Raw genomic sequence first — 22,713 nt, forward strand, 5'->3', positions numbered from 1 at the left:
TCTACGGGCACGCCCGCCGCAGGCGTGCCGAGACACCACATCCGCGACGAGACACCATGGCCCCCGCGGTGTCTCGCGAGGGATGTGGTGTCTCGCGCTCCGACGCCCCGCGTCAGGAACCGATGCGGGCGAGCCCCTGCTCGAGGTCGGCGATCAGGTCGCGCACGTCCTCGATGCCGACCGACAGGCGCACGACGTTCTCCGGAACCGCGAGCGCGGTACCGCGCACCGAGGCGTGCGTCATGTCCGGCGGGTAGCCGATCAGCGACTCGACGCCGCCGAGCGACTCCGCGAGCTGGAAGATCTCCGTCGACTCCGCGAACGCCTTGGCTGCGTCGGGGCCCGCGGCGAGGGCGAGCGACAGCATGCCGCCGAAGCCGCTCATCTGGCGGGCCGCGATGTCATGGCCCGGGTGCGAAGCGAGACCCGGGTAGAAGACGCGCTCGAACTCGGGACGGCTCTCGGCCCACTCGGCGATCGCCTGAGCGTTCTCGGAGTGCTGCCGCACGCGCACCGCGAGGGTCTTGATGCCGCGAGTGGTGAGCCAGGCGTCGAGCGGGGCCGACACGGCCCCCACGGCGAACTGCTGGAACTTGATCGCGTCGAAGTGGGTGTCGTCGCCGAACACCACCGCGCCGCCCAGCACGTCGGAGTGCCCACCGAGGTACTTGGTGGTCGAGTGCACGACCAGGTCGGCGCCGAGCGCGAGCGGCTGCTGCAGCGCCGGCGAGGCGAACGTGTTGTCGACCACGACGACGGCGCCGGCCGCGTGCGCGACCTCCGCGACGACCGCGATGTCGACGATCTTGAGCAGCGGGTTGCTGGGCGTCTCGAGCCAGACGATCTTGGTCTCGGGGCGGATCGCCGCGCGCACCTCGTCGAGGTCGCCGAGCTCGACCGTGGTGGTCTCGATGCCCCACGGCGCGAGCACGCGGGTGAGCAGGCGGTAGGTGCCGCCGTAGACGTCGTTGCCGAGCACGACGTGGTCGCCCGGCTTCAGGATGCCGCGCAGCAGCGCATCTTCGGCGGCGAGCCCCGAGGCGAACGACAGCGCCGAGGCGCCGCCCTCGAGGGCGGCGAGCTGGGTCTCGAGCGACGACCGGGTGGGGTTGCCCGCGCGGTTGTACTCGTAGCCCTCGCGGAAGCCGCCGATGCCGTCCTGCACGTGCGTGGAGGCCTGGTAGATCGGCGGGATGATCGCACCGGTGCGGGGATCGGGTTCCTGACCTGCGTGGATGGCTCGGGTGGCGAAGGAGTGCTCGGACATGCCCCTCAGCCTACGTGCGGGCTCCGGAGCGGCGGCGATCCTGTTACGTCGCGCGTCACTTCGAGAGGTACGCGAGCAGGTCCTGCCGGGTCAGGACGGTGTGCGGCTTGCCACCCTCGGTGACCAGCAGCGCATCGGCGTCGGCGAGCGCTGCACGCGCCTGCGCGACGGACGCGTGGATGCCGATGAGCGGCAGCCGCTCCCCCACGTGATCGCCCACGGCGTCTGCCGGGTTGGCGTCGCCGCGGAACAGCAGGTCGAGCAGACCCTTCTCGTCGACCGTGCCCACGACCTCGCCCATCATGACGGGCGGCTCGGCGCTGAGCACGACGAGCTGCGAGACGTCGTACTCGGTCATCATGCCGATCGCCTCGAGCACCGTGTCGGTCGGGTGCGCGTGCACGAGATCCGGGATCGCCTCGCCCTGGCGCGCGGCACGGGCTGCGATCACGTCGGAGACGGTCTCGCCCTCCTCCACCTCGCTGAACCCGTAAGAGCGCATCCAGCCGTCGTTGAAGATCTTGCCGAGGTAACCGCGACCGCCGTCGGGCAGGAGCACGACCATCACGGCATCCGCGGGCAGGTCCTTGGCGATGCGCAACGCGCCGACGACGGCCATGCCGCTCGACCCGCCGACGAGGATGCCCTCCTCGCGGGCGAGACGGCGCGTCATCGCGAACGACTCCGCATCGCCCACCGCGACGATCTCGTGCGGCACCGCCGGATCGTACGATCCGGGCCAGATGTCCTCGCCGACACCCTCGACGAGGTACGGACGCCCTGTTCCGCCGCTGTAGACGCTGCCCTCGGGGTCGATGCCGATGATGCGCACGCGGTCGTCCGACACCTCGCGCAGGTAGCGCCCCGTGCCGCTGATGGTTCCGCCCGTGCCGACGCCGGCGACGAAGTGCGTGACCGTGCCGTCGGTGTCGCGCCAGATCTCGGGGCCCGTGGTCTCGTAGTGGCTGCGGGGACCGTTGGGGTTCTCGTACTGGTTGGGCTTGAACGCGCCGGGGATCTCGCGCGCGAGCCGATCGCTCACGCTGTAGTACGACTCCGGGCTGTCGGCCGGCACCGACGTCGGCGTCACGACGACCTCGGCTCCGTAGGCCCGCAGCACGTCGATCTTGTCGTCGCCGACCTTGTCGGGCACCACGAAGACGCACGCGTACCCGCGCTGCTGGGCGACCAGGGCGAGTCCGACACCGGTGTTGCCGCTCGTGGGTTCGACGATCGTCCCACCCGGCTTCAGCTGGCCCGCCGCCTCGGCCGCGTCGATGATGCGCGAGGCGATGCGGTCCTTCGACGAGCCGCCGGGGTTGAAGTACTCGAGCTTGACGAGAACCGTGCACGCGACGCCCTCGGTGACGTGACGGAGCTTCACGAGGGGCGTGTCGCCGACAAGGTCGACGATCGAATCTGCGTACTTCATAGGTTCAGCGTAGAACGACGGATGCCGTGGCGCAGAAGTGTTGCGCCACGGCATCCGTCCTTCGTCTCGCTCCGCTCGCTCAGGAACCGGGGCGAGTGGCGGCCATCAGCCCTTGGTCGCGCCGGCCAGCAGGCCGCGCACGAAGAAGCGCTGGAGGGCGAAGAACACGATCAACGGGATGATGATCGAGATGAAGGTTCCCGCCGACTGCAGGAACCACTTGTTGCCCCACGTGCCCGACAACGAGTTGAGGGCCTGAGTGATCGGCAGCGCGCCCGGCGAGGCGAAGATCGTCGCGACGAGCAGGTCGTTCCACACCCACAGGAACTGGAAGATGCCGAACGACGCGATCGCGGGAGCGGCCAGCGGCAGGATGATCCGGAAGAACACCTGGCCGTGACCGGCACCGTCGACACGGGCCGCCTCGATGATCTCGCCGGGGATCTCCGAGATGAAGTTGTGCAGCATGAACGTCGCGAGCGGCAGCGCGAAGATCGCGTGCGCGATCCAGACGCGGGCGAAGCTGTACTGCACCTCGTTCAGACCGAAGCCCGGGAAGATCGGCACGTCGTTGATCGACAGGCCGTCCGAGAACAGGCTCAGCAGCGGCACGAGGGCCATCTGCAGCGGCACGATCTGCAGCGCGAAGACGAACACGAACAGCATGTTGCGACCCTTGAAGTCGATCCATGCGAACGCGTACGCGGCGAGTGCCGCCATCACGATCGGGAACACCGTCGCGGGGATGGTGATCGCGAGCGAGTTCACGAACGCCGAGGCGAGCGTGGTCGAGGTGCCGCCCGAGTTCCAGGCCTGCACGTAGTTGTCGAGCGTGAACTCGGGGTTCGTGAAGACCGTCCACCAGCCCGAGTTCTGCGTGTCGGCACCGGGACGGAACGAGGTGACGAAGAGGCCGAAGGTCGGGATCGTCCAGAAGATGGCGATGATCGCGGCGGCGATCGTCGCGCCCTTCGACGTCAGCTTCTTGTGGGCGATCGCCTCGTTCTTGCGCGTGTCACGGGCGACCTGCCGCTTGGTGCGGTTGTCGGGCGTGACGACGAGTTGTGTGGCGCTCATCAGCGGATCTCCCTCTGCTTGGCCATCGATCGGGCGTTGTAGACGATCAGGGGCAGCACGAACAGGAACAGCACGACGGCCAGCGCCGAGGAGTGCCCGTAACTCTGGAACCTCTGCTGCTGGTTGACCATCTCGAATCCGAGCACGCTCGTCTCGTCACGACCACCGGTCATGACGGCGACGATGTCGTACACCTTCAGCGAGGCGATCGTGATCGTGGTGAGCACCACGATCAACGAGGAGCGGATGCCGGGGACGGTGACGTTGCGGAACCGCTGCCAGGCGTTGGTGCCGTCGAGTTCGGCGGCCTCCATCTGCTCGATCGGCACGGCCTTGATCGCGGCGGAGAGGATCACCATCGCGAAGCCCGTCTGCGTCCAGATGAACACGATGAGGAGCATCAGGGTGTTGAGCACCGGCTTGATGGCGAGCCACTGCACGGGGTCGCCGCCGAACGCGGTGACGATCGCGTTGAGGAGACCGATCTGGTCACCCTGACGCGCGTCGTACATGAACTTCCAGATGATGCCGGCGCCGACGAACGAGATCGCGACGGGCATGAACACGAGAACCTTGAGGATCTTCTCGCCACGCGCCCGGTCGATGAACACGGCGTAGGCGAGACCGATGACCACCGAGACGGTCGGGGCCAGGAGCGCCCAGAGGATCGTGTTGATCACCGAGGAGGTGCCGACGGGGTTCGTGAACACCCAGACGTAGTTCTCGAAGCCGACGAAGTTCGCGCCGGTCTTGTCGAAGAACGACTTGAAGATGGTCGAGATCGCCGGGTAGATCAGGCCCAGGATGAGCATGATCGAGGCGGGTGCCATGAAGAGCACGAGCTGGAAGAGGTAGCCGGCTCCCTGGCGGGCGCGGAAGTCCGCGAAGAAGAGCAGCGCGCCGACCAGCAGGGCGATCGCCACGACGTAGAGCACGGCGTTCTGGTACGGACGCAGCAGCAGGAAGGCGAGCACCGGGATCACCAGGCAGGCGACCAGCCGCATGATGAAGTAGCCGCGACCGGGGCGCGGGGCGAACTCGATGAGCACCAGGATGATGGCCACCACCACGCCGAAGACGGCGAGGATCACGGGGATCTGCACGAGCGGGTGCATGCCGCCGAGGGCCACGAAGAAGCTGTTGAGCGAGAACCCGATGGTCGTGCGGGCGGACTCTTCGGTGGAGGTGGTGAAGACGAGCAGGAGGGCGAGGGCGACGAGCACGACGAAGCCGATCGCGAGGACGGCGCGCGTGATCGCGCGCCCCTTCGGATCGGCGCCGTGCCTCGTCACCGGAAGTTCGTCGGCTTCGACGGACTTCTCGATGGTCGCTTGCGACATGGGAGTCCCCTTCTGAGTACTGCCGCGTACTCGGGCGAATGGATGGGAGGAGCGGGGCCGGGCTCTGGAGCCCGACCCCGCTCAGCTCACGCTGATCGTAGCGAGACGATCAGTTCTCGTAGCCGGCCTGGATGTCGGAGAGCACCGTGTCGGTGTCCTTGCCGTCGATCCAGTCGACCATTCCCTTCCAGAACGAACCCGAACCGACGGTCGACGGCATCAGGTCGGAGGCGTCGAAGCGGAACGTGGTGGTGTCGCTCTGCATCGTCTCCATGGCCTCCTTCAGGAACTCGCTCGAGGCGAGGCTCGGGTCGGCGTTCTTGTTGGCGGAGATGACGCCACCGAGCTTCACGCGTGCGTCGGCGAACTCCGGCGAGGCCATGAACTCGAGAACTTGCTGGGTCGCGTCGTCGTCGGAGAATCCGGCGACGAACTCGCCGCCACCCTCGACCTGGACCTCGCCGGCCGTCTCGCCCGGCATGATGAACGCGTAGACGTCACCGTCGGGTCCGATCTCGGGCGTGTTGCCGTCGGCGGTCTGCGCCTCGAGGAAGTTCGCCGAGAGGAACGACGCCTGGTGGGTCAGGGCGCACTTGCCCTGCGCCAGGGTCGCCGCCACGTCGCCGAAGGCGGTGGAGTTGATGCTCTTCACGTCGCCGTAGCCCGCGTTGACGTAGTCCGGGTTGAGGAGGATCTCGCCGACGGCGTCGAAGGCTTCCTTGATCTCGGGGTCGGTGAACTTGACCTCACCGGCCACCCACTGGTCGTAGACCTCGGGGCCGGACTGACGGAGGACGAGGTCCTCGATCCAGTCGGTTCCCGGCCAGCCGGACGCCGCCTCGGACGAGAAGCCGGCGCACCAGGCGGGGCCGCCGGTCGTGTCGACGATCGTCTGGGTGAGGGTCAGCATCTCGTCCCACGTGGTCGGGACCTCGACGCCCCACTCGGCGAACTGCTTGGGCGAGTACCAGACGTAGCCCTTGAGGTTCGCGAGCATCGGTGCCGCGTAGAAGGTGTCGTCGAACGTGCCGTACTTCTTCCAGTCCTCGGACCAGTTCTCGTCGACCGCCGCCTCGACGGCCTCGGGCGCCGCCTTCACCTTGCCAGTGTCGACGAGGGTCTTGAGCAGACCCGGCTGGGGGACGATCGCGATGTCGGGGGCGTCGCCACCGGTGACCTTGGTCACGATGTTGCCCTCGAAGCCCTTGTCGCCGGTGTACTCGACGGTGATGCCGGTGTCTTCGGTGAACTGCTCGAAGGACTTGTTCAGGTCGTCAGCCTCGACGCCCGTGATACCTCCGGAGATGCGGACCGTGGTCTTCGCATCTCCACCGCCGTCGCCGCTGCCGCCCTCGGCGCAGCCGGCCAGAACCAGGGTCGCTGCTCCGACGAGCGCGATCGGTGCAAGAAGGCGGTATCGCTGTGACAAAGCCATTTACTTCTCCTCTTCAGGTGGATCATCGTCCGCCCAAGGGAGCAATCGCCGCAACCATTGGGGAACCGATTCCAGGTAAACCTACTGGCCTTTCCTCCCGCGGCACAACTGGGGAAGGTCACAAGATCGCATCCTTTCGCGGCATATCGGGATGCGGAATGGGAGCGCTCTCATTGTTTTCGTGTGGAACCGGTTCCTTTTCGGCCCCGTCACGCACTACGCTGACATCGGCGCGTCCCCCCGCGCGCCGGCGTCGATGCCACGAGCGAGAACCCTCGATGCCGAGATTGGTCGAGGAGGACCGATGAGCAAGATCGCCGACGTCGCAGCCCGCGCCGGCGTCTCGAAGGCCACCGCGAGCAGGGCTCTCAGCGGACGCGGCTACGTCTCGGACGAGACGCGTCAGCGCGTGGAACAGGCCGCCGCAGAGCTGTCGTACGTCGCCCACTCCTCCGCCACCAGCCTCGCCACCGGCCGCACGCAGACCGTCGGGGTGGTCATGCCCCCGGTCGACCGCTGGTTCTTCGCCGAGCTCCTCGCCGGCATCCAGGAGTCACTGTTCGCGCTCGACTACGACCTCGCCCTCTACGGGGTCCCCGAGGGGTCAGAGACCCGCGAGCGTCTCTTCTCGAACGTGCTCCCCCGCCGTCGCTTCGACGGCATCATCGCCGTCGGCATCCAGCCCAGTGCTCACGAACTCGAGCGGTTGCAGCAGACCGGGCGTCCGCTCGTCAGCGTCGGGCCCTACAGCGAGGGATCGAGCGCCGTCTCGATCGACGACGCCGCCGCCGCGCGCATCGCCACCGAGCACCTGATCGAGCTGGGCCACACCGCGATCGCGTTCGTCGGCGGGACGACGGATGCCGCGGCGCTCAGCTACGGCGACGAGAAGCGCATCGACGGCTATCTCGCCGCGCTCGGCACCGCCGGGATCGCCGACGAGGCACGCGTCGCAGGATCGGGCCCCACCCTCTCCGAGGGGTACGCCGCAGCCGTCGGCATCCTCGGAGATCGGCGGCACCGGCCGACCGCGATCGTCGCGGTGTGCGACGAGGCCGCGATCGGTACGATCATCGCCGCCCGGCGCCTCGGCATCGCCGTGCCGACCGAGCTCAGCGTCGTCGGGATCGACGACCACGAGCACGCCGAGCTCTTCGCCCTGACGACGATCCGCCAGTCGCCGCGCGACCAGGGTCACGACGCCGTCCGTCTCCTCACGCAGCGGATGGACGACCCGGATTCAGCCGTCGAGCAGGTCGCCGCGGCATCCGCTCTCGTGGTGCGCGGGTCGACCGCCGCGCCGCGCTGAGGCGCGCCCCCTTAACGCACGAATGCCCCGGCCGGAGCCGGGGCATTCGTGAAGCGTTCAGACGCGATTACTTGAGGGTAACCGTGGCGCCTGCCTCTTCGAGAGCAGCCTTCGCCTTCTCGGCGGTCTCCTTGTTCGCGCCCTCGAGCACGGCCTTGGGAGCACCGTCGACGACGGCCTTGGCCTCGCCGAGGCCCAGCGAGGTGAGCTCGCGGACCGTCTTGATGACCTGGATCTTCTTGTCGCCAGCCGACTCGAGGATGACGTCGAAGGAGTCCTTCTCTTCCTCAGCCTCAGCAGCGCCTGCGCCACCCGCAGCGCCGGCAACGGCGACGGGTGCAGCAGCGGTGACCTCGAACTTCTCCTCGAACGCCTTCACGAACTCGTTGAGCTCGATGAGGGTGAGGCCGGCGAACTGCTCGAGCAGCTCCTCGGTGGAAAGCTTCGCCATGATGTATCTCCTAGATAGATGGGGTTTGTAGACGAGATCGCCGGACGCTTACGCGGCCTCTGCGGTCTCCAGCTTTTCGCGAAGCGCGTCGATGGTGGCGGCAGCCTTGCCCATCGTCGCCTTCATCATGCCCGCAGCCTTCGCCAGCAGAACCTCACGGCTCTCGAGCGAGGCGTACTTGTTGACCTCGTCGGCGGTGAGGGCTTCGCCCTCGAAGATGCCGGCCTTGATCACGAGAAGCGGGTTGGCCTTGGCGAAGTCACGCAGAGCCTTGGCGGTGGCGACGAAGTCACCGTGCACGAACGCGACGGCCGACGGACCCTTGAGGTCGTCGTCCAGCGCGGTGATGCCGGCCTTGTTGGCCGCAAGCTTGGTCAGCGTGTTCTTCACCACGGCGTACTCAGCGTCCTGACGGATGCTGTTGCGCAGCTCCTTGAGCTGGGCAACCGTCAGACCGCGGTACTCGGTCAGCAGGACGGCGGACGAGTTCTCGAATGACTTCGTGAGCTCGGCGACCGATGCATCCTTCTGCGCCATGGTCACTCCTTGGTGTGTACGAGGCGCCGCACGGTGGTGGGGCGCCGACCTGGACCGCCCGCAACAACAAGAAGAGCTCCGGCGCAAGCGCACGGAGCTCTGAAAAGATCGTGACACCTGCGCGGGCCCCTGCGATGCAGAGCTTCGATCGACATGTACTCGCGCACACGACGATGACCAGCGGTCTTCGGTTGGTTCAACTGTACCCCACGGCATCCGCTCCCCCAAATCGCGGGGTCTCTTTGCGCCGCCATGATCACCGAGACAACGGCACGGCGCGGACGAGCGGCGTGTGGGGTCGGCGAGGTCGGAGGGCGGGGTTACGCTCGATGGGTGACCCCCGAACTCGCCGCACGCATCGTCGCGGACTCCCGCGACCGCGTTGCCTGGCTGCGGGCCCGGTCACGAGGCATCACCGCCACCGACGTCGCCGGACTCACCTCCGAGAGGTCGATCGCGCGGGCGGCCGAGTCCAAGCTCGGCGGCGGACCCCGCTTCGGCGGCAACGCCTACACCGATCATGGCCGGCGCCGCGAGCCCGAGATCGCCGCCTGGGTGGCGGCGACCCACGGCATCCTGCCCTCGTCCGCCCTGTTCCGCGCCGAGGTCGAGCACCGCCACCTCGCGACCCCCGACGGCATCGCGGTCGACGCCGACGGCCGCATCAAGCTCGCCGAGATCAAGACGACGAACAAGGCGTTCCGCGGCATCCCGCGCACCTACCTCCGCCAGGTGTGGTGGCAACAGCACGTGCTGGGCGCCGAACGCACGCTCTTCGTCTGGGAGGAGCACGTCGACTTCGCCCCCATCCACGACGAGCCGCGCTGCGTGTGGATCGACCGCGACGACCGCGAGATCGCGAAGCTCGTGGGCCTCGCGACCGACCTCATCGACGAGCTCTACCGTCGCACGACCGGTCAGCAGGTTCCGACCCGCACGACGGATGCCGCGGCCAGCCGCCGCGAGCAGCTGCGCGAGCGCGACGCGTTCCGCGCGCTCGCCCTCGCGGACTGACGTCTCGCAGACCCGCGCACGGCCCCGGCCCCGGTTCAGGTGCCGTTGACCGGTGCGGAGCACACGGGTGAGAGCCCGAGCGGGCCTCCTCCGGTGTTCGTGAACGTCACTCTCGAGGTCTGGGTCGACACCCAGGTCGACGTGGCGTTGAGCTTCGTCCGCACCTGGAACGCCATCGACCCGCCGAGAAGCAGGCTGAGGAGATCGCTGATGATGCCGGTGTTGAAGGTCGTTCGATATACCCCCGGCGACACCGTGGTGGTCGTGACCGCCTGCCAGTTGTCGCCGGCGGCGTTGAACGCCCACTGCGCGTTCGCCGCCGGAGCAAAGCCCGAATAGGCGGCCCCCGCAGGGAACGACCACTCCAACGTCACGCCGTTCGCGAGCCCCAGTCCCAGCAGCCCCGTGCAGTTCACGACCGCGGTGATCTGCGGTGGGACGAGGCGGAACGAGGTGAACGTTCCCGAGGCGACGTTCTCGGTACCGGTGAACCGTGCCTCGGTGAGGGGAACGTTCGAGACCGTGCCGCCGGCGAGCAACACCGACAGCCCGACGATCCCGGCGAGCATCCGCCGTCTCCTCCCACCCCGCGACCCGATCCGATCCCGCCCGCTCATGCATCACCCTCCCGGATCTGCGCGCCGCGGCGGTCCCGCCGGCGCAGCCCCACGAGCCCGATGCCGGCCACGGCCAACCCCACGCCCGCCCCGGTCGCCCACGGCGCGATCGACCCGCCCGTGGCCGGGAGAGGATCGCCCCCGGGTCCGGTGACCACCGCCTCCCCCACACCCTGCGCGTGCACGCGCACGTCGGTGATGCCGTTGTCGCCATCGGCGTCGAGGGTGATCCACAGCCGCAGGTGTGCGACGTCGGTGGAGGGGAACGCGGCGAGCGCGACTTCGGAACCGTCGCGCGGGATGCTCCATCCCGACTCGAGCTCCTCGGCCCCGCCCGGGCATCCGCTCTCCTGCCACTCCTGCATGCAAAGGGCCGCGTCGACCAGCAGCGGCGCGTCCCCGGCGGCGCTCACGGCGATCGTGACGGTGCCGGGATCGGGCGGGCTCGCACTCACCGCGACGTCCCACTGGACCGGCTCGCCGGGCAGCAGCCGCGAGGCCCGCGCCCAGTCGGCGACCGAGACGAGGCGCAGCACGCGCCCCTGGATCACCTCGGTCGTCGGAGCGGCCCACGCGGGCGCGGCAGCCAGGATGACGGGGGCGGCCGCGAGGATGCCGGCGGCGACGAGCGCCGGCGGGAGGATCGCGAGTCGGCGCCTCATGTGAGCCCCTGCTGCTTGCGGGTCGCGGCCGATCCCGACCGCGGCCAGAACGCCCAGATCACGAGCACCGTGGCCCCCGCGGTGAGTCCTCCGAGCACCCACGGGTCGCCCATCCCGACGATCACGCTCGCGATGCCGGGGATCGAGAAGAGCACGGTCCGCACCGAGGTCACGGTGTAGGGGAAGGGGTCGTCGGTGGCGTTCGCGTCGCCGCGCATCGTGATGATGCGCTCGGACTCGCTCGCACCGGGTTCGACCGAGGTGACGCGGTGCGTGACCGGCAACTCGCCTTCTCGGTCGACCGTCACGACGTCTCCGATCTCGACCTGAGCGGCATCCACCCGCTGCACGACCGCCACGGATCCTGCGGGGATCGTCGGAGACATCGACCCGGTGCGGAACATGATGAGCGTGATGTTCGCGGTCACGGCGAGGATCACGAGCACGATGCAGACGACCCCGGCCGCGGCGGCGATCCACAGGCCGAGGTCGCCGAGCATCCGTCCGATGCCGCCGCGGCGGCGGGGCACCACGGGCGCCGGGGCCATCGCGGGCGCGCCCGACGCGACGGCCTGCTCGCGCAGGCCCCGCCTCGTGGTCGGCGTGCTCATCACCCCTCCTCGCGTGGTCGACCGCTGCGGACGGTCAGGTGGATGTTCCCTGGATCTGCCAGGTCTGCGTCATGGTGAGCCCCTGCGCGGCGTTGACCGCGGTCGTCGGAAGCGTCACGGCGACGCAGTAGTTCAGCTGGTTGCCGCCGTTCGCGGTCACAGCCTGCGGTACGGTACCGGTCGCTGCGCCGTTCGTCGTGAGCGCCGACCCGTCGGCGACGACGATGGACGTCGAGGCGGATGCCGCGGCGTACGTCGCGGCCGTGCACGACTGGCTCGGGGTCGCCGCGGTCGGCACCAGGCGCACCCCGTACGTCAGGTGCGTGGCGAGCCCGGTGCCGCTCGGCGTCCCCGCCGTCAGCTGCAGCGTGCCCGCACCGGACGGGTTGGCCGTCTTGACGCTGAACAGCGCATACGTCGTCGTGCCGGGCACCATGGCCGTGGGCGCGACGGCGAAGCTCAGCGTCGCCGCAGCTCCCGTCGTCGCATGGCTCGAGAACGTGGCACCGTCGGTCGCGCCGACGATGTCGAATCGTCCGGCGGTGAACGTCGCGGTCGCGTACTCGGAGTCGTTCCAGGCGGCGAGAGTCATGGCCGCGCCCACACCGAAGACGAGTCCGCCCGCGAGGACGGCCCGTATCCGGCGGGAGCGCAGTCGCTTCGCCTCCCGCATCGCTCTGCGGGTCTGCATGACGGACTCAGCTCGTCGACGTCGCCGTGAACTTCCAGGTCGTCGTGGTCGCGACGCCCTGCTTCAGCGCCGTGCCGGCGGTCACCTTGAAGCACAGCTGAACGGCGGTTCCGGCGGTCGCGGCATCCGCTCCCTGCGTGAGCGTCATCGCGGTCACGCCGGTCTGCGCGTCCATCGTCGCCCCGGTCGCGACGGGGGTGCCGGTGGCGGATGCCGCGTTGCAGGTGGCTCCGGGTGCGAGTTGGTACACCTGGTACGACAGGTTGCCGGAGTTCGTCGTCGCGGCGGCACCCGTCGTCGTGCCGGCGGCCGAGAGGCTCGCGCCCGTCGTCGTTCCGGGAGCGAGTCGCACCCAGAAGCCCGCGTAGACCGCGTCTCCCGGTGCCATGTTGCCGACGACGCCGGTGGGCAGCGTGAAGGCGAGCGTGGCCGCCGTTCCTCCGGTGTCGACGTTGTGATCGCTGTAGTTGGCGCTCACGTCACCCGCGGTCGAGCCCTGCAGATTGAACGAGCCGGCGGTGAACGTGCCGGTCGCGAACTCGGAGTCGTTCCAGGCCGCGAGCGTCACCGCCACTCCGACGCCGAGCACGAGCCCGCCCGCCAGCACTGCCAGAGTCTTGCGCTTCCGATCCTTCGTAACCATGTGCGATTCCCCCTCAGGAATTCTTATCGGTCGCTCCGGTACGTCATATGGCCACCCCTCAGAGGCCGCGCACCGTTGCGTTCCGGCCATCCTTCCCGAGACTGCACGGTCGTTCAAGGTATCTTTCGCCTGCGGTCCCGATCGTTGCGCGTTCGCGACCTGGCGCGGATCGATAGTTGACGAACATCAACCACCGTCCTATAGTTGACGAAGTTCAACCATCTTCGCGCGCGCCAGGGCTGTCGCGGCATCCACTCTCCGACCGCGAAAGGTCCTGCATGTCCACGGACTCCGCTCCCGCCAAGATGACGCACCGCCAGGTGCTCGAGGCCCTCACCGGCCTCCTGCTCGGCATGTTCGTCTCGATGATCGCCACCACGGTCGTCTCGACGTCGATGCCCGTCATCGTCCACGACCTCGGTGGCGATCAGGCCGCCTACACCTGGGTCATCACCGCCACCCTGCTGACCACCGCGATCTCGACGCCGATCTGGGGAAAGCTCGCCGACCTGTTCAACCGCAAGCTGCTGATCCAGATCGCGATCATCATCTTCGTCGGCGCGACCGCCGCGGCCGGCTTCGCGCAGGACACGAACACCCTCATCGCCTTCCGCGCGATCCAGGGTCTCGGCGGCGGCGGACTCGCCGCCCTCAGCCAGGTCATCATGGCCGACATCATCAGCCCGCGTGAGCGCGGCCGGTACATGGGCCTCTTCGGCGCCGTCATGGCCGTCGCGACGGTCGGCGGACCGCTGCTGGGCGGATGGATCACGGATGCCGCGAACTGGCGCTGGAACTTCTTCGTCTCCCTGCCGTTCGCCGTCGCCGCGCTGATCATCCTGCAGCGCACGCTGAAGATCTCGACCGAGCGCACCCGCAAGGCGTCGATCGACTACGTCGGCATCGTGCTGCTCTCGGCCGCCGTGTCGCTGATCCTCATCTGGATCACGAACGCCGGGTCGACCTTCGACTGGTGGAGCACCGAGACGGCACTCATGGTGGGCGGAGCCGTCGTCGCCGCGATCGCGTTCGTCATCGTCGAGCTGAAAGTGCGCGAGCCGCTGATCCCGCTCACGCTGTTCCGCGGACGCACGTTCACGCTCTCGGTCATCGCGTCGATCTCGATCGGCGTCGCGATGTTCGGCACCTCGGTGTACCTCGCGCAGTACATGCAGCTCTCCCGCGGCGCGACGCCCACCGAGGCGGGTCTCATGACGCTGCCGATGATGGCGGGACTGCTGATCTCCTCGATGGTGATCGGGCAGCTCGTCACGCGCTTCGGCAAGTGGAAGGGCTACCTGGTGCTCGGGGCCGTGCTGCTGATCGCCGGGTCCGTGCTGCTGTCGACACTGCACTACGACACGGACTTCGTACTCGTCTCGATCTACATGTTCCTCATGGGTGCCGGCGTCGGCATGACGATGCAGAACCTCGTGCTGATCGTGCAGAACGTCGCGAAGCCGAGCGAGATGGGCGTCGCGAGCTCGGGCGTCACCTTCTTCCGCAGCCTCGGCGGTACCGTCGGCGTCTCGGTGATGGGCGCGGTGCTCGCGAACTCGCTCACCGGCCTGTTCGCCGACGGCAAGGAGCGCCTGGGCGCCGCGATCGCGCAGCTCGGCGAGAAGGGTGCCGATGTCGCGGCGCTGCTCACCAGCGGCACGCTGCCCGAGGTGCGCCTGCTCCCCGAGCCCGTGCGACCGATCATCGAGGACTTCTACGCCCAGGCGATCTCGCACGCCTTCGTCATCGGCATCCCGCTCGCCGTCATCAGCCTCGTCGCGATCCTGTTCCTCCCGAACCGGCCGCTGACGACGATGACCACGAGCGAGCGGGCATCGGCGGATGCCGCGGCCGACGGTGCCGGCGAGACGGCGATCGCCGACTCCGTCGCCCTCTCGGGTGCGGCGACCACCGGCACCCTGACCGTCGTCGACGGCCGCGGCTCGACGGGAACGGCATCCGATGACCGCCACTGATCACCCGATCGACGCCTCGGAGGCGCGGACCGCTGCGGTCCGCGCCCTCGAGGCGGAGTTCAGCGATCTGATCACGCACTTCCGTCGCCTCATCCTGGAGAACGCGAACCGGGTGAGCCCCGGCATGCTCCCCGGGGCATACAAAGCGTTCACGACGATCGCGCGCTGCGAGCAGGCGACCGTGTCGATGCTCGCCGAGCGGATGCTGATGGACAAGGGGCAGGCCAGCCGCACCGTCCGCGAGCTCGAAGACCTCGACCTCGTCGAGCGCACGGCCGATCCGACGGATCGCCGCTCGTCGATCCTGCGCCTCACGCCCCACGGCCAGGAGCGCCTCGCGCTCGCCCGCAAACCCCAGGAGGGCATGCTCATGCAGTCGCTCACCGACTGGGACATCGACGACATCGAGAGCCTCACCCGACTCCTGCACGCCCTCGCCTCCGGCGGGACGCCCGGCATGCCGACCGCCGCTCAGGGCTGAAGGACCGCCCGCGCCTCGGCGGCGATCTCGGCGGCGATCGTGTCGAGCAGTGCGGAGCGCAGGTTCCACTGCTGCCAGTAGAGCTGCACGCGCAGCGCCGGGGCTCCGAGGTGCACCAGCCCAGCGGCCTCCTGCACGGCCGGGACCATCCCCCATCCGAGCCCCAGTTCGACCGCGCGCGCGTAGTCGTGGGATGCCGGGACGTAGTGCCGCGGGATGCCCTCGGGCGAGACGCCCTGTGTGCGCAACCACTCGTGCTGCAGCGTGTCGCGGCGGTCGAAGTCCACGAAGGGCGCGACGGCGAGAGCATCCGCCGTCACCCCGCCCGGGAACCATCGCTGCGCATACCCGGGGGCCGCGGCCGCCCGGTACTCGAGCACCCCGAGCGGCGAGACCGAGCAGCCCGCCACCGGTGCGCTCTCGCTGGTCACCGCGGCCATCACGTCGCCGGACTCGAGCAGGCGCGCGGTGAAGTTCTGATCGTCGCGATGAAGATCGAAGTCGATGCCGTGCCGCTCCGCGAGGCGAGCGAGCGGAGGCAGGAACCACGTCGCCATCGAGTCGGCGTTGACGGCCAGCGGGATGACGGGCCTGCTCGTCGGGATGCCGTCGTCGACACCGAGTCCGGTCAGGGCGTCCTGCTCGAGCAGAGCGATCTGGCGAGCGAGGCGCACCACCGACTCCCCCGCCTCGGTGAGTCGGACGGGCTTGGTGCGCACGAGCAGGATGCGCCCCAGCTGCTGCTCCAGCGTCTTCACCCGCTGGCTGACCGCGGACGGGGTGATGCGCAGGGCGCGGGATGCCGCGTCGAGCGTTCCTTCGTCGGCGACGGCGGCGAGAGTGGCGGCCAGTTCAGGATCGATCCTCACATTAGCGATGCTAATGGTTCTGAAGGAATCTGCGCTGGTTCTTTATGGAGGCGCTTTCTACGCTGAGACCATGCTCTCGGTGCTCTCCGGCCTCGGCCTGGGCCTCTCCCTCATCGTCGCGATCGGCGCGCAGAACGTCTTCGTGCTGCGTCAGGGCATCCGCCGCGAGCACGTTCTCGCGGTCGTCGTGATCTGCGCGCTCTCGGATGCCGCGCTCATCATCGCCGGCGTCGCCGGGCTCGGATTCGTCATCGCCGCCGCCCCCTGGCTCGTCGTCGTCGCCCGCTGGGCCGGGGCACTCTTCCTGCTGACCTACGGCCTGCTCGCCGCCCGTCGCGCCTGGCGCGGCGAGGGCCAGGCGCTGGATGCCTCGGAGCCCGCGGGCGAGACCGCCCCCTCTGCGGGCGGCACGGCCACCGCGACGCGCACCGCCCTGGCGCCCGTGGTCCTCACCGTCCTCGCCCTCACCTGGCTGAACCCGCACGTGTACCTCGACACCGTGCTGATGCTCGGCTCGATCGCGGCGACGCACGGCGAGGAGCGCTGGCTCTTCGCCGCCGGCGCGGTGACGGCCAGCATCCTGTGGTTCACCGCTCTCGGCTTCGGCGCCCGCTACCTGGGCCGTTGGCTGCGGACGCCGCGCTCGTGGAGGATCCTCGACGCGCTCATCGCCGTCGTGATGATCGCCCTCGCCGTCAGCCTCGTGCTGCCCGTTCTGGGTTGAGGGCGCGCTCCCGGGTCAGATGCCGTCGAGGGGGCGCAGGATGCGCGTGAGGAAGCGCTGCGTGCGCTCGTGCTTCGGGGCGCTGAAGAGCTCGTCCGGCGGCCCCTGCTCGACCACCACACCGCCGTCCATGAACAGCACGTGATCGGCGGCCTCGCGGGCGAAGCTCAGCTCGTGGGTGACGACGGCCATGGTCCAGCCCTCGTCGGCGAGCTCCTTGATCACCAGCAACACCTCACCCACCAGCTCGGGGTCGAGCGCACTGGTCGGCTCGTCGAACAGCAGCAGGTCGGGCTTGAGAGCGAGTGCACGCACGATGCCGACGCGCTGCTGCTGACCGCCCGAGAGCTGATGGGGTCGAGCATCCGCCTTGTCGGCGAGACCCACGCGGTCGAGCAGGACCCGCGCCTCGGCCACGACCTCGGCCTTCGGGCGCCCCTGCACCCGCCACGGACCCTCGATCACGTTCTCGAGCACGGTGAGGTGCGGAAAGAGGTTGTGGTGCTGGAACACCATCGCCGAGCGGTCGCGCAGGGCGAGACGCTTCTGCTTCTGCACGCGCGGCTTCGGGCGAGCGTCCGGGGCGAAGTCGATGTCGGGTCCACCCGCGACGACGATCGTGCCGGCATCCGGGGTCTCGAGGCCGTTGAGCGCGCGCAGCACGGTCGTCTTGCCGGAGCCGCTGGGGCCGACGAGCACGACGACCTCGCCGCGGTGCAGCGTCAGATCGATGCCGCGGAGCACCTCGTTGTCGCCGAAGCTCTTGCGCAGGCCGCGGGCGGCGAGCAGCTCCTCGCCCTGCGGTGCCTGGGGCGGGAGTGCGATCGGGTCAGTGGGCGACACGGCTGTCGAGCCTCCTCTCGAGGGCGCTCTGGCCGAACGACAGCACGAGGCAGAACACCCAGTAGACCAGCGCCGCGGCGAGGTAGAGCACCATGAACTCGTAGGTGGTCGAGGCGATCTGCTGCGCCACCTTGAACAGCTCGGTCACGAGGATCAGCGACGCGAGCGAGGTGTCCTTCACGAGCGAGATGAACGTGTTCGACAGCGGGGGCACCGACACCCGCGCGGCCTGCGGCAGGACGATGCGGGTCAGGGTGCGGGTGCGGTTCATGCCCACCGTGTACGCGGCCTCCCACTGCCCCTGCGGCACGGAGAGGATCGCGGCACGCACGACCTCGGCGCCGTAGCCGCCGACGTTCAGCGACAAGGCGATGATCGCACTCGGCCAGGGATCGATCGTGATGCCGATCGAGGGCATGCCGTAGAAGATCACGAACAGCTGCACGAGCAGCGGGGTGCCGCGGATCACCGAGATGTAGAACCGGGCGATTCCCGAGACGATCGGGTTCACCGAGATCCGCATCAGGGCGACGCCGACCGCGATGAGGAGCCCCAGGGCGAACGACGCCAGCGCGAGCGGGACCGTCGCCGTCAGACCCGCCAGGGCGATCGGCCCGAGCGAGTCCAGGAACAGCTGCCAGGGGCTCTCCATCGGTTACTGCGAGACGTCTTCGCCGAAGTACTTCTCGCTGATCTCGGCGATCGTGCCGTCTGCGCGCAGCTCTTCGAGCGCGGCGTCGACGGCCTCGACGAGCGATTCCTTGTCCTTCGTGAAGGCGAAGGCCTGCTCGCCCGCCTCGTCGGTCTCGGCTGCGATCTTGAGGCCCGTGGGGCTGTTGGTCGTCTCGTAGTCGAGGAAGGTGAGCTTGTCGTTGATGGTCGCGTCGACGCGGCCCTGACGCAGCAGCTCGACGGCCTGCGCCCAGCCCTCGACGCCCTCGACCTTGGCGCCGGACTCCTCGGCGAGGTCCTTCCAGTTGCTCGTGAGCGACTGGGCGGTGGTCTTGCCCTCGAGGTCGGCGAACGACGAGATGGAGTCGTCGTCATCGGCGACCACGATCACGCCGGGCGAGACGGTGTACGGCGTGCTGAAGAGGTACTTCGCCGTGCGGTCGTCGTTGATCGTGACCTGGTTCGCGATCACGTCGAAGCGACCCGCGTCGAGCCCCGCGAAGATCGCGTCCCACTGGGTCTCCTCGAAGGTGATCTCGAGGCCCAGCTTGTCGGCGACGGCCTCGATGATCTCGACGTCGTAGCCGGTGAGCTCGCCCGCGCCGTTGTCGTCGTGGAAGCTGAAGGGGCGGTAGGTGCCCTCGGTACCGACCGTGAGCGTGCCCTCCGTCGCGAGACCGAAGTCCGAGGAGGCCGAGCTCTCGTCGCTCGACGTGCTGGCGGGCGTGCTCGAACCGCTGCAGGCGGTGAGCGCCGCGGCGGCGACGACGAGTGCGGTGACGGCGATGAGACGACGGGACATGAACCCTCCTGGGGCATAAGGTGCGCGGTGCGATTTTACGCGACCGCGGCGGGACTCCCCCACAGTACGTGGAGTCGAGGGGGTGGCGGGCCGGCGATGACGTTGCGTTGCGGTTTTGGTATATCGGGTGCGGATGCCGGGACGCAGAAACGCCCCCGGGCGGACCCGGGGGCGTTTCGGTGACTCAGCGTCAGATGGAGTTGACGTCCAGCGGGATGCCGGGGCCGAACGTGGTCGACACCGCACCCTTCTGGATGTAACGGCCCTTCGAGCTGGACGGCTTGAGGCGGACGATCTCCTCGAGCGCTGCGCCGATGTTCTCGTCGAGCTGCTCGGCGGTGAAGGAGGCCTTGCCCACGACGAAGTGCACGTTGGCGTGCTTGTCGACGCGGAACTCGATCTTTCCGCCCTTGATCTCCTCGACGGCCTTGGCCGTGTTCGGGGTCACGGTGCCGGTCTTCGGGTTCGGCATCAGGCCGCGCGGACCCAGGACCTTACCGAGACGACCGACCTGGCCCATGAGCTCCGGGGTGGAGACGGCCGCGTCGAACGCGGTCCAGCCGCCGGCGACCTTCTCGATGAGCTCGGCGCCGCCGACCTCATCGGCACCCGCAGCGATCGCTGCCTCGGCCGCGGGGCCGGTGGCGAAGACGATGACGCGGGCGGTCTTGCCGGTGCCGTGGGGCAGGATGACGGTGCCGCGCACCATCTGGTCCGCCTTGCGGGGGTCGACGGAGAGCTTCAGCGCGACCTCGACGGTCGAGTCGAACTTCGACGAGCCGGTCTCCTTCGCGAGGGCGACTGCCTCGGTCGGGGTGTAGAAACGGTCTGCCTCGATCTTCTCGGCGGCAGCCTTGTAAGCCTTGGACTTAGCCATGATTATTCTCCTCAGCCCTCGACCGTGATGCCCATGGAACGGGCGGTTCCGGCGATGATCTTCGAGGCGGCCTCGATGTCGTTCGCGTTCAGGTCGGCCTGCTTCTGCTCGGCGATCTGACGGACCTGCTCCTTGGTGATCTTCGCGACCTTGACGGTGTGCGGGGTCGACGAGCCCTTGGGCACGCCGGCGGCCTTCTTGATGAGCTCCGCTGCGGGCGGGGTCTTCAGGATGAAGGTGAAGCTGCGGTCCTCGTAGACGGTGATCTCGACGGGGATGACGTTGCCGCGCTGCGACTCGGTCGCGGCGTTGTACGCCTTGCAGAACTCCATGATGTTGACGCCATGCTGACCGAGCGCGGGGCCGATCGGCGGCGCCGGGTTGGCTGCACCGGCGTTGATCTGAAGCTTGATCAGGCCGGTCACCTTCTTCTTCGGTGCCATTTCCTCTTCCTTTCCTCGAACGGATGCCGGATGCATCCGCTCTCCCGCGATCCGGCGATTCCGGATGGCGGTGATGTTCGCACGCACGCAGAAGCGGCGCACAAACCATAGAAGTCTACCGGATGGATGCCGTCGCTCGCACCTCGCGCGACGCGCGGGTGTTCCCAGCCGGAAGTCGGATACGGATGCGAGGGTGAACGGGTCAGCCACCGCCACCTCGGCACGAGAGGTGGCAGGAGAAGGAGAGCACGAATGGGACTGTTCCGCCGCACGCCGAAGACCCCGACTCCCCCAGCCGCACCGCGCGTCGAAGCCGCGCCGCCGACGACGGCGATGCCGATCATCCGCGGCGACCTCGAGGCGGAACTGGCCGCCGAGCTCGACGGCGGTGCTCCGGTTCGCGGAGCCGCGTTCTCCGGCCGGGGTCTGCGCCTGCAGCATCCGCCCGAGGCGGAGTTCGCCGCAGCGCACGCGCAGACGTTCGCCGACGCCGTGCGGAACATCGACGGCATCACTCTCGACTACTCGGTCGAGAGTCTGCGCACGGTCGACGGCGTGCTCGGGAACTTCGAGGAACCCGGCAGCGACGCCGTGGCGGAGACCGTGCTCGCCGCCGGGTTCTACGTGGGCGAGGTGATGGTGCGCCAGCACGGCTACCGCTGGGTGGAGACTCCGGAGCACGTACCGCTCCGGGCTCCGTTCGACCTTCTGGTCGTCGGCCCGAAGGGCGACTATTCCAATCCGTTGAGCAAGGCGTTCAAGCGCGTGGAGAACGGCCCCGAGGACAGCGTCGCGTACTTCGTGGTCGCGATGGTCGCCGCGGCTGATCGCGACTAGCGACCGAACGCAGAACGCCCCGCCGGACGGACCGGCGGGGCGTTCTGCGTGAAGAGTTCTGGGTCAGATCATCTTCGTGACCTGGTCGAACGACAGCTCGACCGGGGTCTCGCGCTCGAAGAGCGAGACGAGGACCGTGAGCTTGCCGCTCTCGGGCTTGATCTCGCTGATCGAACCGGGAAGGCCCGCGAACGAACCCTCCTTGATGGTGATCGTCTCGCCGACCTCGAAGTCGACCTCTGCCGGCAGCGGACGGGCGACGGCGACGCCGCCCTTCGACGCGATGTTCTTGGCGGTCGGCACGTCCTTGACCTCGACGAGCGACTTCAGCATGTTGAAGGCCTCTTCGAAGCGCAGCGGCGTGGGGTTGTGGGCGTTGCCCACGAAGCCCGTGACGCCCGGGGTGTGGCGCACGACCGACCAGGTGTCTTCCGTGAGCTCCATGCGCACGAGCACGTAGCCGGGGATGCGCACGCGGGTGACCATCTTGCGCTGGCCGTTCTTGATCTCGACGACGTCCTCCATCGGGACCTCGACCTGGTAGATCTCGTCCTCGACCTCGAGCGTCGACTTGCGCTGCTCAATGTTCGCCTTGACCTTGCGCTCGAAGCCCGCGTACGAGTGGATGACGTACCACTTGCCGGGAAGCATCCGCAGGTCGAGGCGGAACGCCTCGTAGGGGTCTTCCTCGGAGTCCTCGTCGTCCTCGTCGGCCTCGACGTCGGCGGCGGGACGGTCTTCCTCGCCGTTCACGTCGGGCCCGTCGTAGGGGGTGACCTCGTCGGCCTCGGCGGCCTCGAGCTCGGCCGTCTCTTCGGCCACTGCGTCGTTCAGGACCTCGGCGGCGGCTTCGGACTCCGCTGCCTCGTCCAGGTTGAGAGCGTCGTTCACGATCGCGTCCGCCTCCGGGTCTTCGATTTCGATGTCGTCGTCGGTGTCATCGCCGTCTTCGTCCTCGACGTGCACGGCCACGTGCTCCGCCGACTCGGATGCGCGCTCTTCCGCGGCGAGGATGTTGCCCTCCTGGGCCTCGTCCTCTTCACTGGACTGCTCTGCGGCAGGTGCCCAGTCGGCGTCGTCGGAATATCGTTCAGACACGTTGC

Annotated in this window: 25 protein-coding genes; 6 read left to right on the top strand and 19 right to left on the bottom strand. The window is 68.6% G+C overall.

All coding sequences use genetic code 11. The annotated features are described in order from the left end of the window. Window positions 1-112 precede the first annotated feature (112 nt). From KV396_RS02420 to KV396_RS02440, 5 genes are all read right to left on the bottom strand, one after another. A complete protein-coding gene (locus KV396_RS02420; protein WP_247634141.1) occupies window positions 113-1,267 on the bottom strand; it encodes a cystathionine gamma-synthase in 1,155 nt (384 codons plus the stop codon). Between the two features lie 55 nt (window positions 1,268-1,322). Continuing rightward, window positions 1,323-2,699: a cystathionine beta-synthase gene (locus tag KV396_RS02425; RefSeq protein ID WP_247956714.1), complete on the bottom strand. Its 1,377-nt coding sequence runs from the start codon at window positions 2,697-2,699 to the stop codon at window positions 1,323-1,325. A 105-nt stretch (window positions 2,700-2,804) separates the two neighbouring features. Next, a complete protein-coding gene (locus KV396_RS02430; RefSeq protein WP_247625107.1) occupies window positions 2,805-3,776 on the bottom strand; it encodes a carbohydrate ABC transporter permease in 972 nt (323 codons plus the stop codon). After that, on the bottom strand, window positions 3,776-5,116 hold the full coding sequence (locus KV396_RS02435) for a carbohydrate ABC transporter permease (protein WP_247956715.1): 1,341 nt from the start codon (window positions 5,114-5,116) through the stop codon (window positions 3,776-3,778). Before KV396_RS02435 ends, KV396_RS02430 begins: the two co-directional genes overlap by 1 nt. A gap of 109 nt (window positions 5,117-5,225) precedes the next feature. Further along, complete coding sequence (locus tag KV396_RS02440; protein WP_247956716.1) at window positions 5,226-6,551, bottom strand: ABC transporter substrate-binding protein; 1,326 nt, start codon at window positions 6,549-6,551, stop codon at window positions 5,226-5,228. Between the two features lie 304 nt (window positions 6,552-6,855). On the opposite strand from KV396_RS02440, the gene KV396_RS02445 reads away from it, so the two are divergent. Next, window positions 6,856-7,860, top strand: a complete 1,005-nt coding sequence (locus tag KV396_RS02445; protein ID WP_247956717.1) for a LacI family DNA-binding transcriptional regulator — start codon at window positions 6,856-6,858, stop codon at window positions 7,858-7,860. A 67-nt stretch (window positions 7,861-7,927) separates the two neighbouring features. On the opposite strand, the gene rplL is transcribed toward KV396_RS02445, so the two are convergent. Together rplL and rplJ are read right to left on the bottom strand one after the other, a co-directional pair. Then, window positions 7,928-8,311 (bottom strand): 50S ribosomal protein L7/L12, encoded by a 384-nt coding sequence (rplL, locus tag KV396_RS02450; RefSeq protein WP_247625111.1) that lies wholly within the window; start codon window positions 8,309-8,311, stop codon window positions 7,928-7,930. Window positions 8,312-8,359: 48 nt separating this feature from the next. Continuing rightward, on the bottom strand, window positions 8,360-8,848 hold the full coding sequence (gene rplJ / locus KV396_RS02455) for a 50S ribosomal protein L10 (RefSeq protein ID WP_247625112.1): 489 nt from the start codon (window positions 8,846-8,848) through the stop codon (window positions 8,360-8,362). Between the two features lie 333 nt (window positions 8,849-9,181). Between rplJ and KV396_RS02460 the strand changes: the two genes are divergently transcribed. Next, window positions 9,182-9,862, top strand: a complete 681-nt coding sequence (locus KV396_RS02460; RefSeq protein ID WP_247625113.1) for a YqaJ viral recombinase family protein — start codon at window positions 9,182-9,184, stop codon at window positions 9,860-9,862. Window positions 9,863-9,897: 35 nt separating this feature from the next. On the opposite strand, the gene KV396_RS02465 is transcribed toward KV396_RS02460, so the two are convergent. Genes KV396_RS02465 through KV396_RS02485 form a run of 5 tightly spaced genes read right to left on the bottom strand, consistent with a single transcriptional unit; the run spans window position 9,898 to window position 13,086 of the window. Beyond that, a complete protein-coding gene (locus KV396_RS02465; protein ID WP_247956718.1) occupies window positions 9,898-10,431 on the bottom strand; it encodes a hypothetical protein in 534 nt (177 codons plus the stop codon). A 44-nt stretch (window positions 10,432-10,475) separates the two neighbouring features. Then, window positions 10,476-11,141: an LPXTG cell wall anchor domain-containing protein gene (locus KV396_RS02470; RefSeq protein ID WP_247956719.1), complete on the bottom strand. Its 666-nt coding sequence runs from the start codon at window positions 11,139-11,141 to the stop codon at window positions 10,476-10,478. Beyond that, entirely contained in the window at window positions 11,138-11,752 is a 615-nt protein-coding gene (locus tag KV396_RS02475; RefSeq protein WP_247956720.1) for a signal peptidase I, read from the bottom strand. The genes KV396_RS02470 and KV396_RS02475 overlap by 4 nt, the downstream gene beginning before the upstream one ends. Window positions 11,753-11,786: 34 nt before the next feature. Beyond that, the gene (locus tag KV396_RS02480; RefSeq protein WP_247956721.1) at window positions 11,787-12,443 is read right to left on the bottom strand and encodes a SipW-dependent-type signal peptide-containing protein; all 657 of its coding nucleotides are present in this window, start codon (window positions 12,441-12,443) and stop codon (window positions 11,787-11,789) included. Window positions 12,444-12,450: 7 nt separating this feature from the next. Further along, window positions 12,451-13,086: a SipW-dependent-type signal peptide-containing protein gene (locus tag KV396_RS02485; RefSeq protein WP_247625118.1), complete on the bottom strand. Its 636-nt coding sequence runs from the start codon at window positions 13,084-13,086 to the stop codon at window positions 12,451-12,453. A gap of 278 nt (window positions 13,087-13,364) precedes the next feature. Here KV396_RS02485 and KV396_RS02490 point away from each other — a divergent pair, with 278 nt between their 5' ends. Further along, window positions 13,365-15,062: an MDR family MFS transporter gene (locus KV396_RS02490; protein WP_247956722.1), complete on the top strand. Its 1,698-nt coding sequence runs from the start codon at window positions 13,365-13,367 to the stop codon at window positions 15,060-15,062. After that, window positions 15,049-15,543: a MarR family winged helix-turn-helix transcriptional regulator gene (locus tag KV396_RS02495; protein WP_247625120.1), complete on the top strand. Its 495-nt coding sequence runs from the start codon at window positions 15,049-15,051 to the stop codon at window positions 15,541-15,543. The genes KV396_RS02490 and KV396_RS02495 overlap by 14 nt, the downstream gene beginning before the upstream one ends. On the opposite strand, the gene KV396_RS02500 is transcribed toward KV396_RS02495, so the two are convergent. Then, window positions 15,534-16,412 (bottom strand): LysR family transcriptional regulator ArgP, encoded by an 879-nt coding sequence (locus tag KV396_RS02500; protein WP_247956723.1) that lies wholly within the window; start codon window positions 16,410-16,412, stop codon window positions 15,534-15,536. The genes KV396_RS02495 and KV396_RS02500 overlap by 10 nt on opposite strands. Window positions 16,413-16,482: 70 nt before the next feature. Between KV396_RS02500 and KV396_RS02505 the strand changes: the two genes are divergently transcribed. Continuing rightward, complete coding sequence (locus KV396_RS02505; protein WP_247634131.1) at window positions 16,483-17,136, top strand: LysE/ArgO family amino acid transporter; 654 nt, start codon at window positions 16,483-16,485, stop codon at window positions 17,134-17,136. Window positions 17,137-17,151: 15 nt separating this feature from the next. Here KV396_RS02505 and KV396_RS02510 read toward each other — a convergent pair whose 3' ends face one another. The 5 genes from KV396_RS02510 to rplK all read right to left on the bottom strand — a co-directional run bounded on the left by KV396_RS02510 (window position 17,152) and on the right by rplK (window position 20,773). Next, window positions 17,152-17,979: an amino acid ABC transporter ATP-binding protein gene (locus KV396_RS02510; RefSeq protein ID WP_282185366.1), complete on the bottom strand. Its 828-nt coding sequence runs from the start codon at window positions 17,977-17,979 to the stop codon at window positions 17,152-17,154. Next, window positions 17,966-18,631, bottom strand: a complete 666-nt coding sequence (locus KV396_RS02515) for an amino acid ABC transporter permease (protein ID WP_247625123.1) — start codon at window positions 18,629-18,631, stop codon at window positions 17,966-17,968. Before KV396_RS02515 ends, KV396_RS02510 begins: the two co-directional genes overlap by 14 nt. Before the next feature lie 3 nt (window positions 18,632-18,634). After that, window positions 18,635-19,453, bottom strand: coding sequence for an amino acid ABC transporter substrate-binding protein (locus KV396_RS02520; protein ID WP_247956724.1), 819 nt, complete (start codon window positions 19,451-19,453; stop codon window positions 18,635-18,637). A 190-nt stretch (window positions 19,454-19,643) separates the two neighbouring features. After that, entirely contained in the window at window positions 19,644-20,330 is a 687-nt protein-coding gene (gene rplA / locus KV396_RS02525; RefSeq protein WP_247625125.1) for a 50S ribosomal protein L1, read from the bottom strand. Window positions 20,331-20,341: 11 nt separating this feature from the next. Continuing rightward, window positions 20,342-20,773 carry a 50S ribosomal protein L11 gene (gene rplK, locus KV396_RS02530; protein ID WP_247625126.1) on the bottom strand — a complete coding sequence of 144 codons (432 nt, stop codon included), beginning with the start codon at window positions 20,771-20,773 and terminating at the stop codon, window positions 20,342-20,344. Window positions 20,774-21,025: 252 nt separating this feature from the next. Between rplK and KV396_RS02535 the strand changes: the two genes are divergently transcribed. Further along, window positions 21,026-21,610, top strand: coding sequence for a hypothetical protein (locus KV396_RS02535; protein ID WP_247956725.1), 585 nt, complete (start codon window positions 21,026-21,028; stop codon window positions 21,608-21,610). A 63-nt stretch (window positions 21,611-21,673) separates the two neighbouring features. On the opposite strand, the gene nusG is transcribed toward KV396_RS02535, so the two are convergent. Then, window positions 21,674-22,708, bottom strand: coding sequence for a transcription termination/antitermination protein NusG (gene nusG, locus KV396_RS02540; protein WP_247634128.1), 1,035 nt, complete (start codon window positions 22,706-22,708; stop codon window positions 21,674-21,676). Window positions 22,709-22,713: the final 5 nt, after the last annotated feature.

The organism is Microbacterium galbinum (genome assembly GCF_023101185.1).
GTDB classification, from domain to species: Bacteria; Actinomycetota; Actinomycetes; order Actinomycetales; family Microbacteriaceae; genus Microbacterium; species Microbacterium galbinum.

Coding starts and splice junctions, on each gene's coding strand:
- KV396_RS02485 (WP_247625118.1), bottom strand. CDS start 13,086: ATGGTTACGAAGGATCGGAAGCGCAAGACTCTGGCAGTGCTGGCGGGC.
- KV396_RS02420 (WP_247634141.1), bottom strand. CDS start 1,267: ATGTCCGAGCACTCCTTCGCCACCCGAGCCATCCACGCAGGTCAGGAA.
- KV396_RS02425 (WP_247956714.1), bottom strand. CDS start 2,699: ATGAAGTACGCAGATTCGATCGTCGACCTTGTCGGCGACACGCCCCTC.
- KV396_RS02515 (WP_247625123.1), bottom strand. CDS start 18,631: ATGGAGAGCCCCTGGCAGCTGTTCCTGGACTCGCTCGGGCCGATCGCC.
- KV396_RS02480 (WP_247956721.1), bottom strand. CDS start 12,443: ATGCAGACCCGCAGAGCGATGCGGGAGGCGAAGCGACTGCGCTCCCGC.
- KV396_RS02535 (WP_247956725.1), top strand. CDS start 21,026: ATGGGACTGTTCCGCCGCACGCCGAAGACCCCGACTCCCCCAGCCGCA.
- KV396_RS02495 (WP_247625120.1), top strand. CDS start 15,049: ATGACCGCCACTGATCACCCGATCGACGCCTCGGAGGCGCGGACCGCT.
- rplJ (WP_247625112.1), bottom strand. CDS start 8,848: ATGGCGCAGAAGGATGCATCGGTCGCCGAGCTCACGAAGTCATTCGAG.
- KV396_RS02465 (WP_247956718.1), bottom strand. CDS start 10,431: ATGCTCGCCGGGATCGTCGGGCTGTCGGTGTTGCTCGCCGGCGGCACG.
- KV396_RS02475 (WP_247956720.1), bottom strand. CDS start 11,752: ATGAGCACGCCGACCACGAGGCGGGGCCTGCGCGAGCAGGCCGTCGCG.
- KV396_RS02470 (WP_247956719.1), bottom strand. CDS start 11,141: ATGAGGCGCCGACTCGCGATCCTCCCGCCGGCGCTCGTCGCCGCCGGC.
- KV396_RS02440 (WP_247956716.1), bottom strand. CDS start 6,551: ATGGCTTTGTCACAGCGATACCGCCTTCTTGCACCGATCGCGCTCGTC.
- KV396_RS02505 (WP_247634131.1), top strand. CDS start 16,483: ATGCTCTCGGTGCTCTCCGGCCTCGGCCTGGGCCTCTCCCTCATCGTC.
- rplA (WP_247625125.1), bottom strand. CDS start 20,330: ATGGCTAAGTCCAAGGCTTACAAGGCTGCCGCCGAGAAGATCGAGGCA.
- KV396_RS02520 (WP_247956724.1), bottom strand. CDS start 19,453: ATGTCCCGTCGTCTCATCGCCGTCACCGCACTCGTCGTCGCCGCCGCG.
- KV396_RS02445 (WP_247956717.1), top strand. CDS start 6,856: ATGAGCAAGATCGCCGACGTCGCAGCCCGCGCCGGCGTCTCGAAGGCC.
- rplL (WP_247625111.1), bottom strand. CDS start 8,311: ATGGCGAAGCTTTCCACCGAGGAGCTGCTCGAGCAGTTCGCCGGCCTC.
- KV396_RS02430 (WP_247625107.1), bottom strand. CDS start 3,776: ATGAGCGCCACACAACTCGTCGTCACGCCCGACAACCGCACCAAGCGG.
- KV396_RS02435 (WP_247956715.1), bottom strand. CDS start 5,116: ATGTCGCAAGCGACCATCGAGAAGTCCGTCGAAGCCGACGAACTTCCG.
- KV396_RS02490 (WP_247956722.1), top strand. CDS start 13,365: ATGTCCACGGACTCCGCTCCCGCCAAGATGACGCACCGCCAGGTGCTC.
- rplK (WP_247625126.1), bottom strand. CDS start 20,773: ATGGCACCGAAGAAGAAGGTGACCGGCCTGATCAAGCTTCAGATCAAC.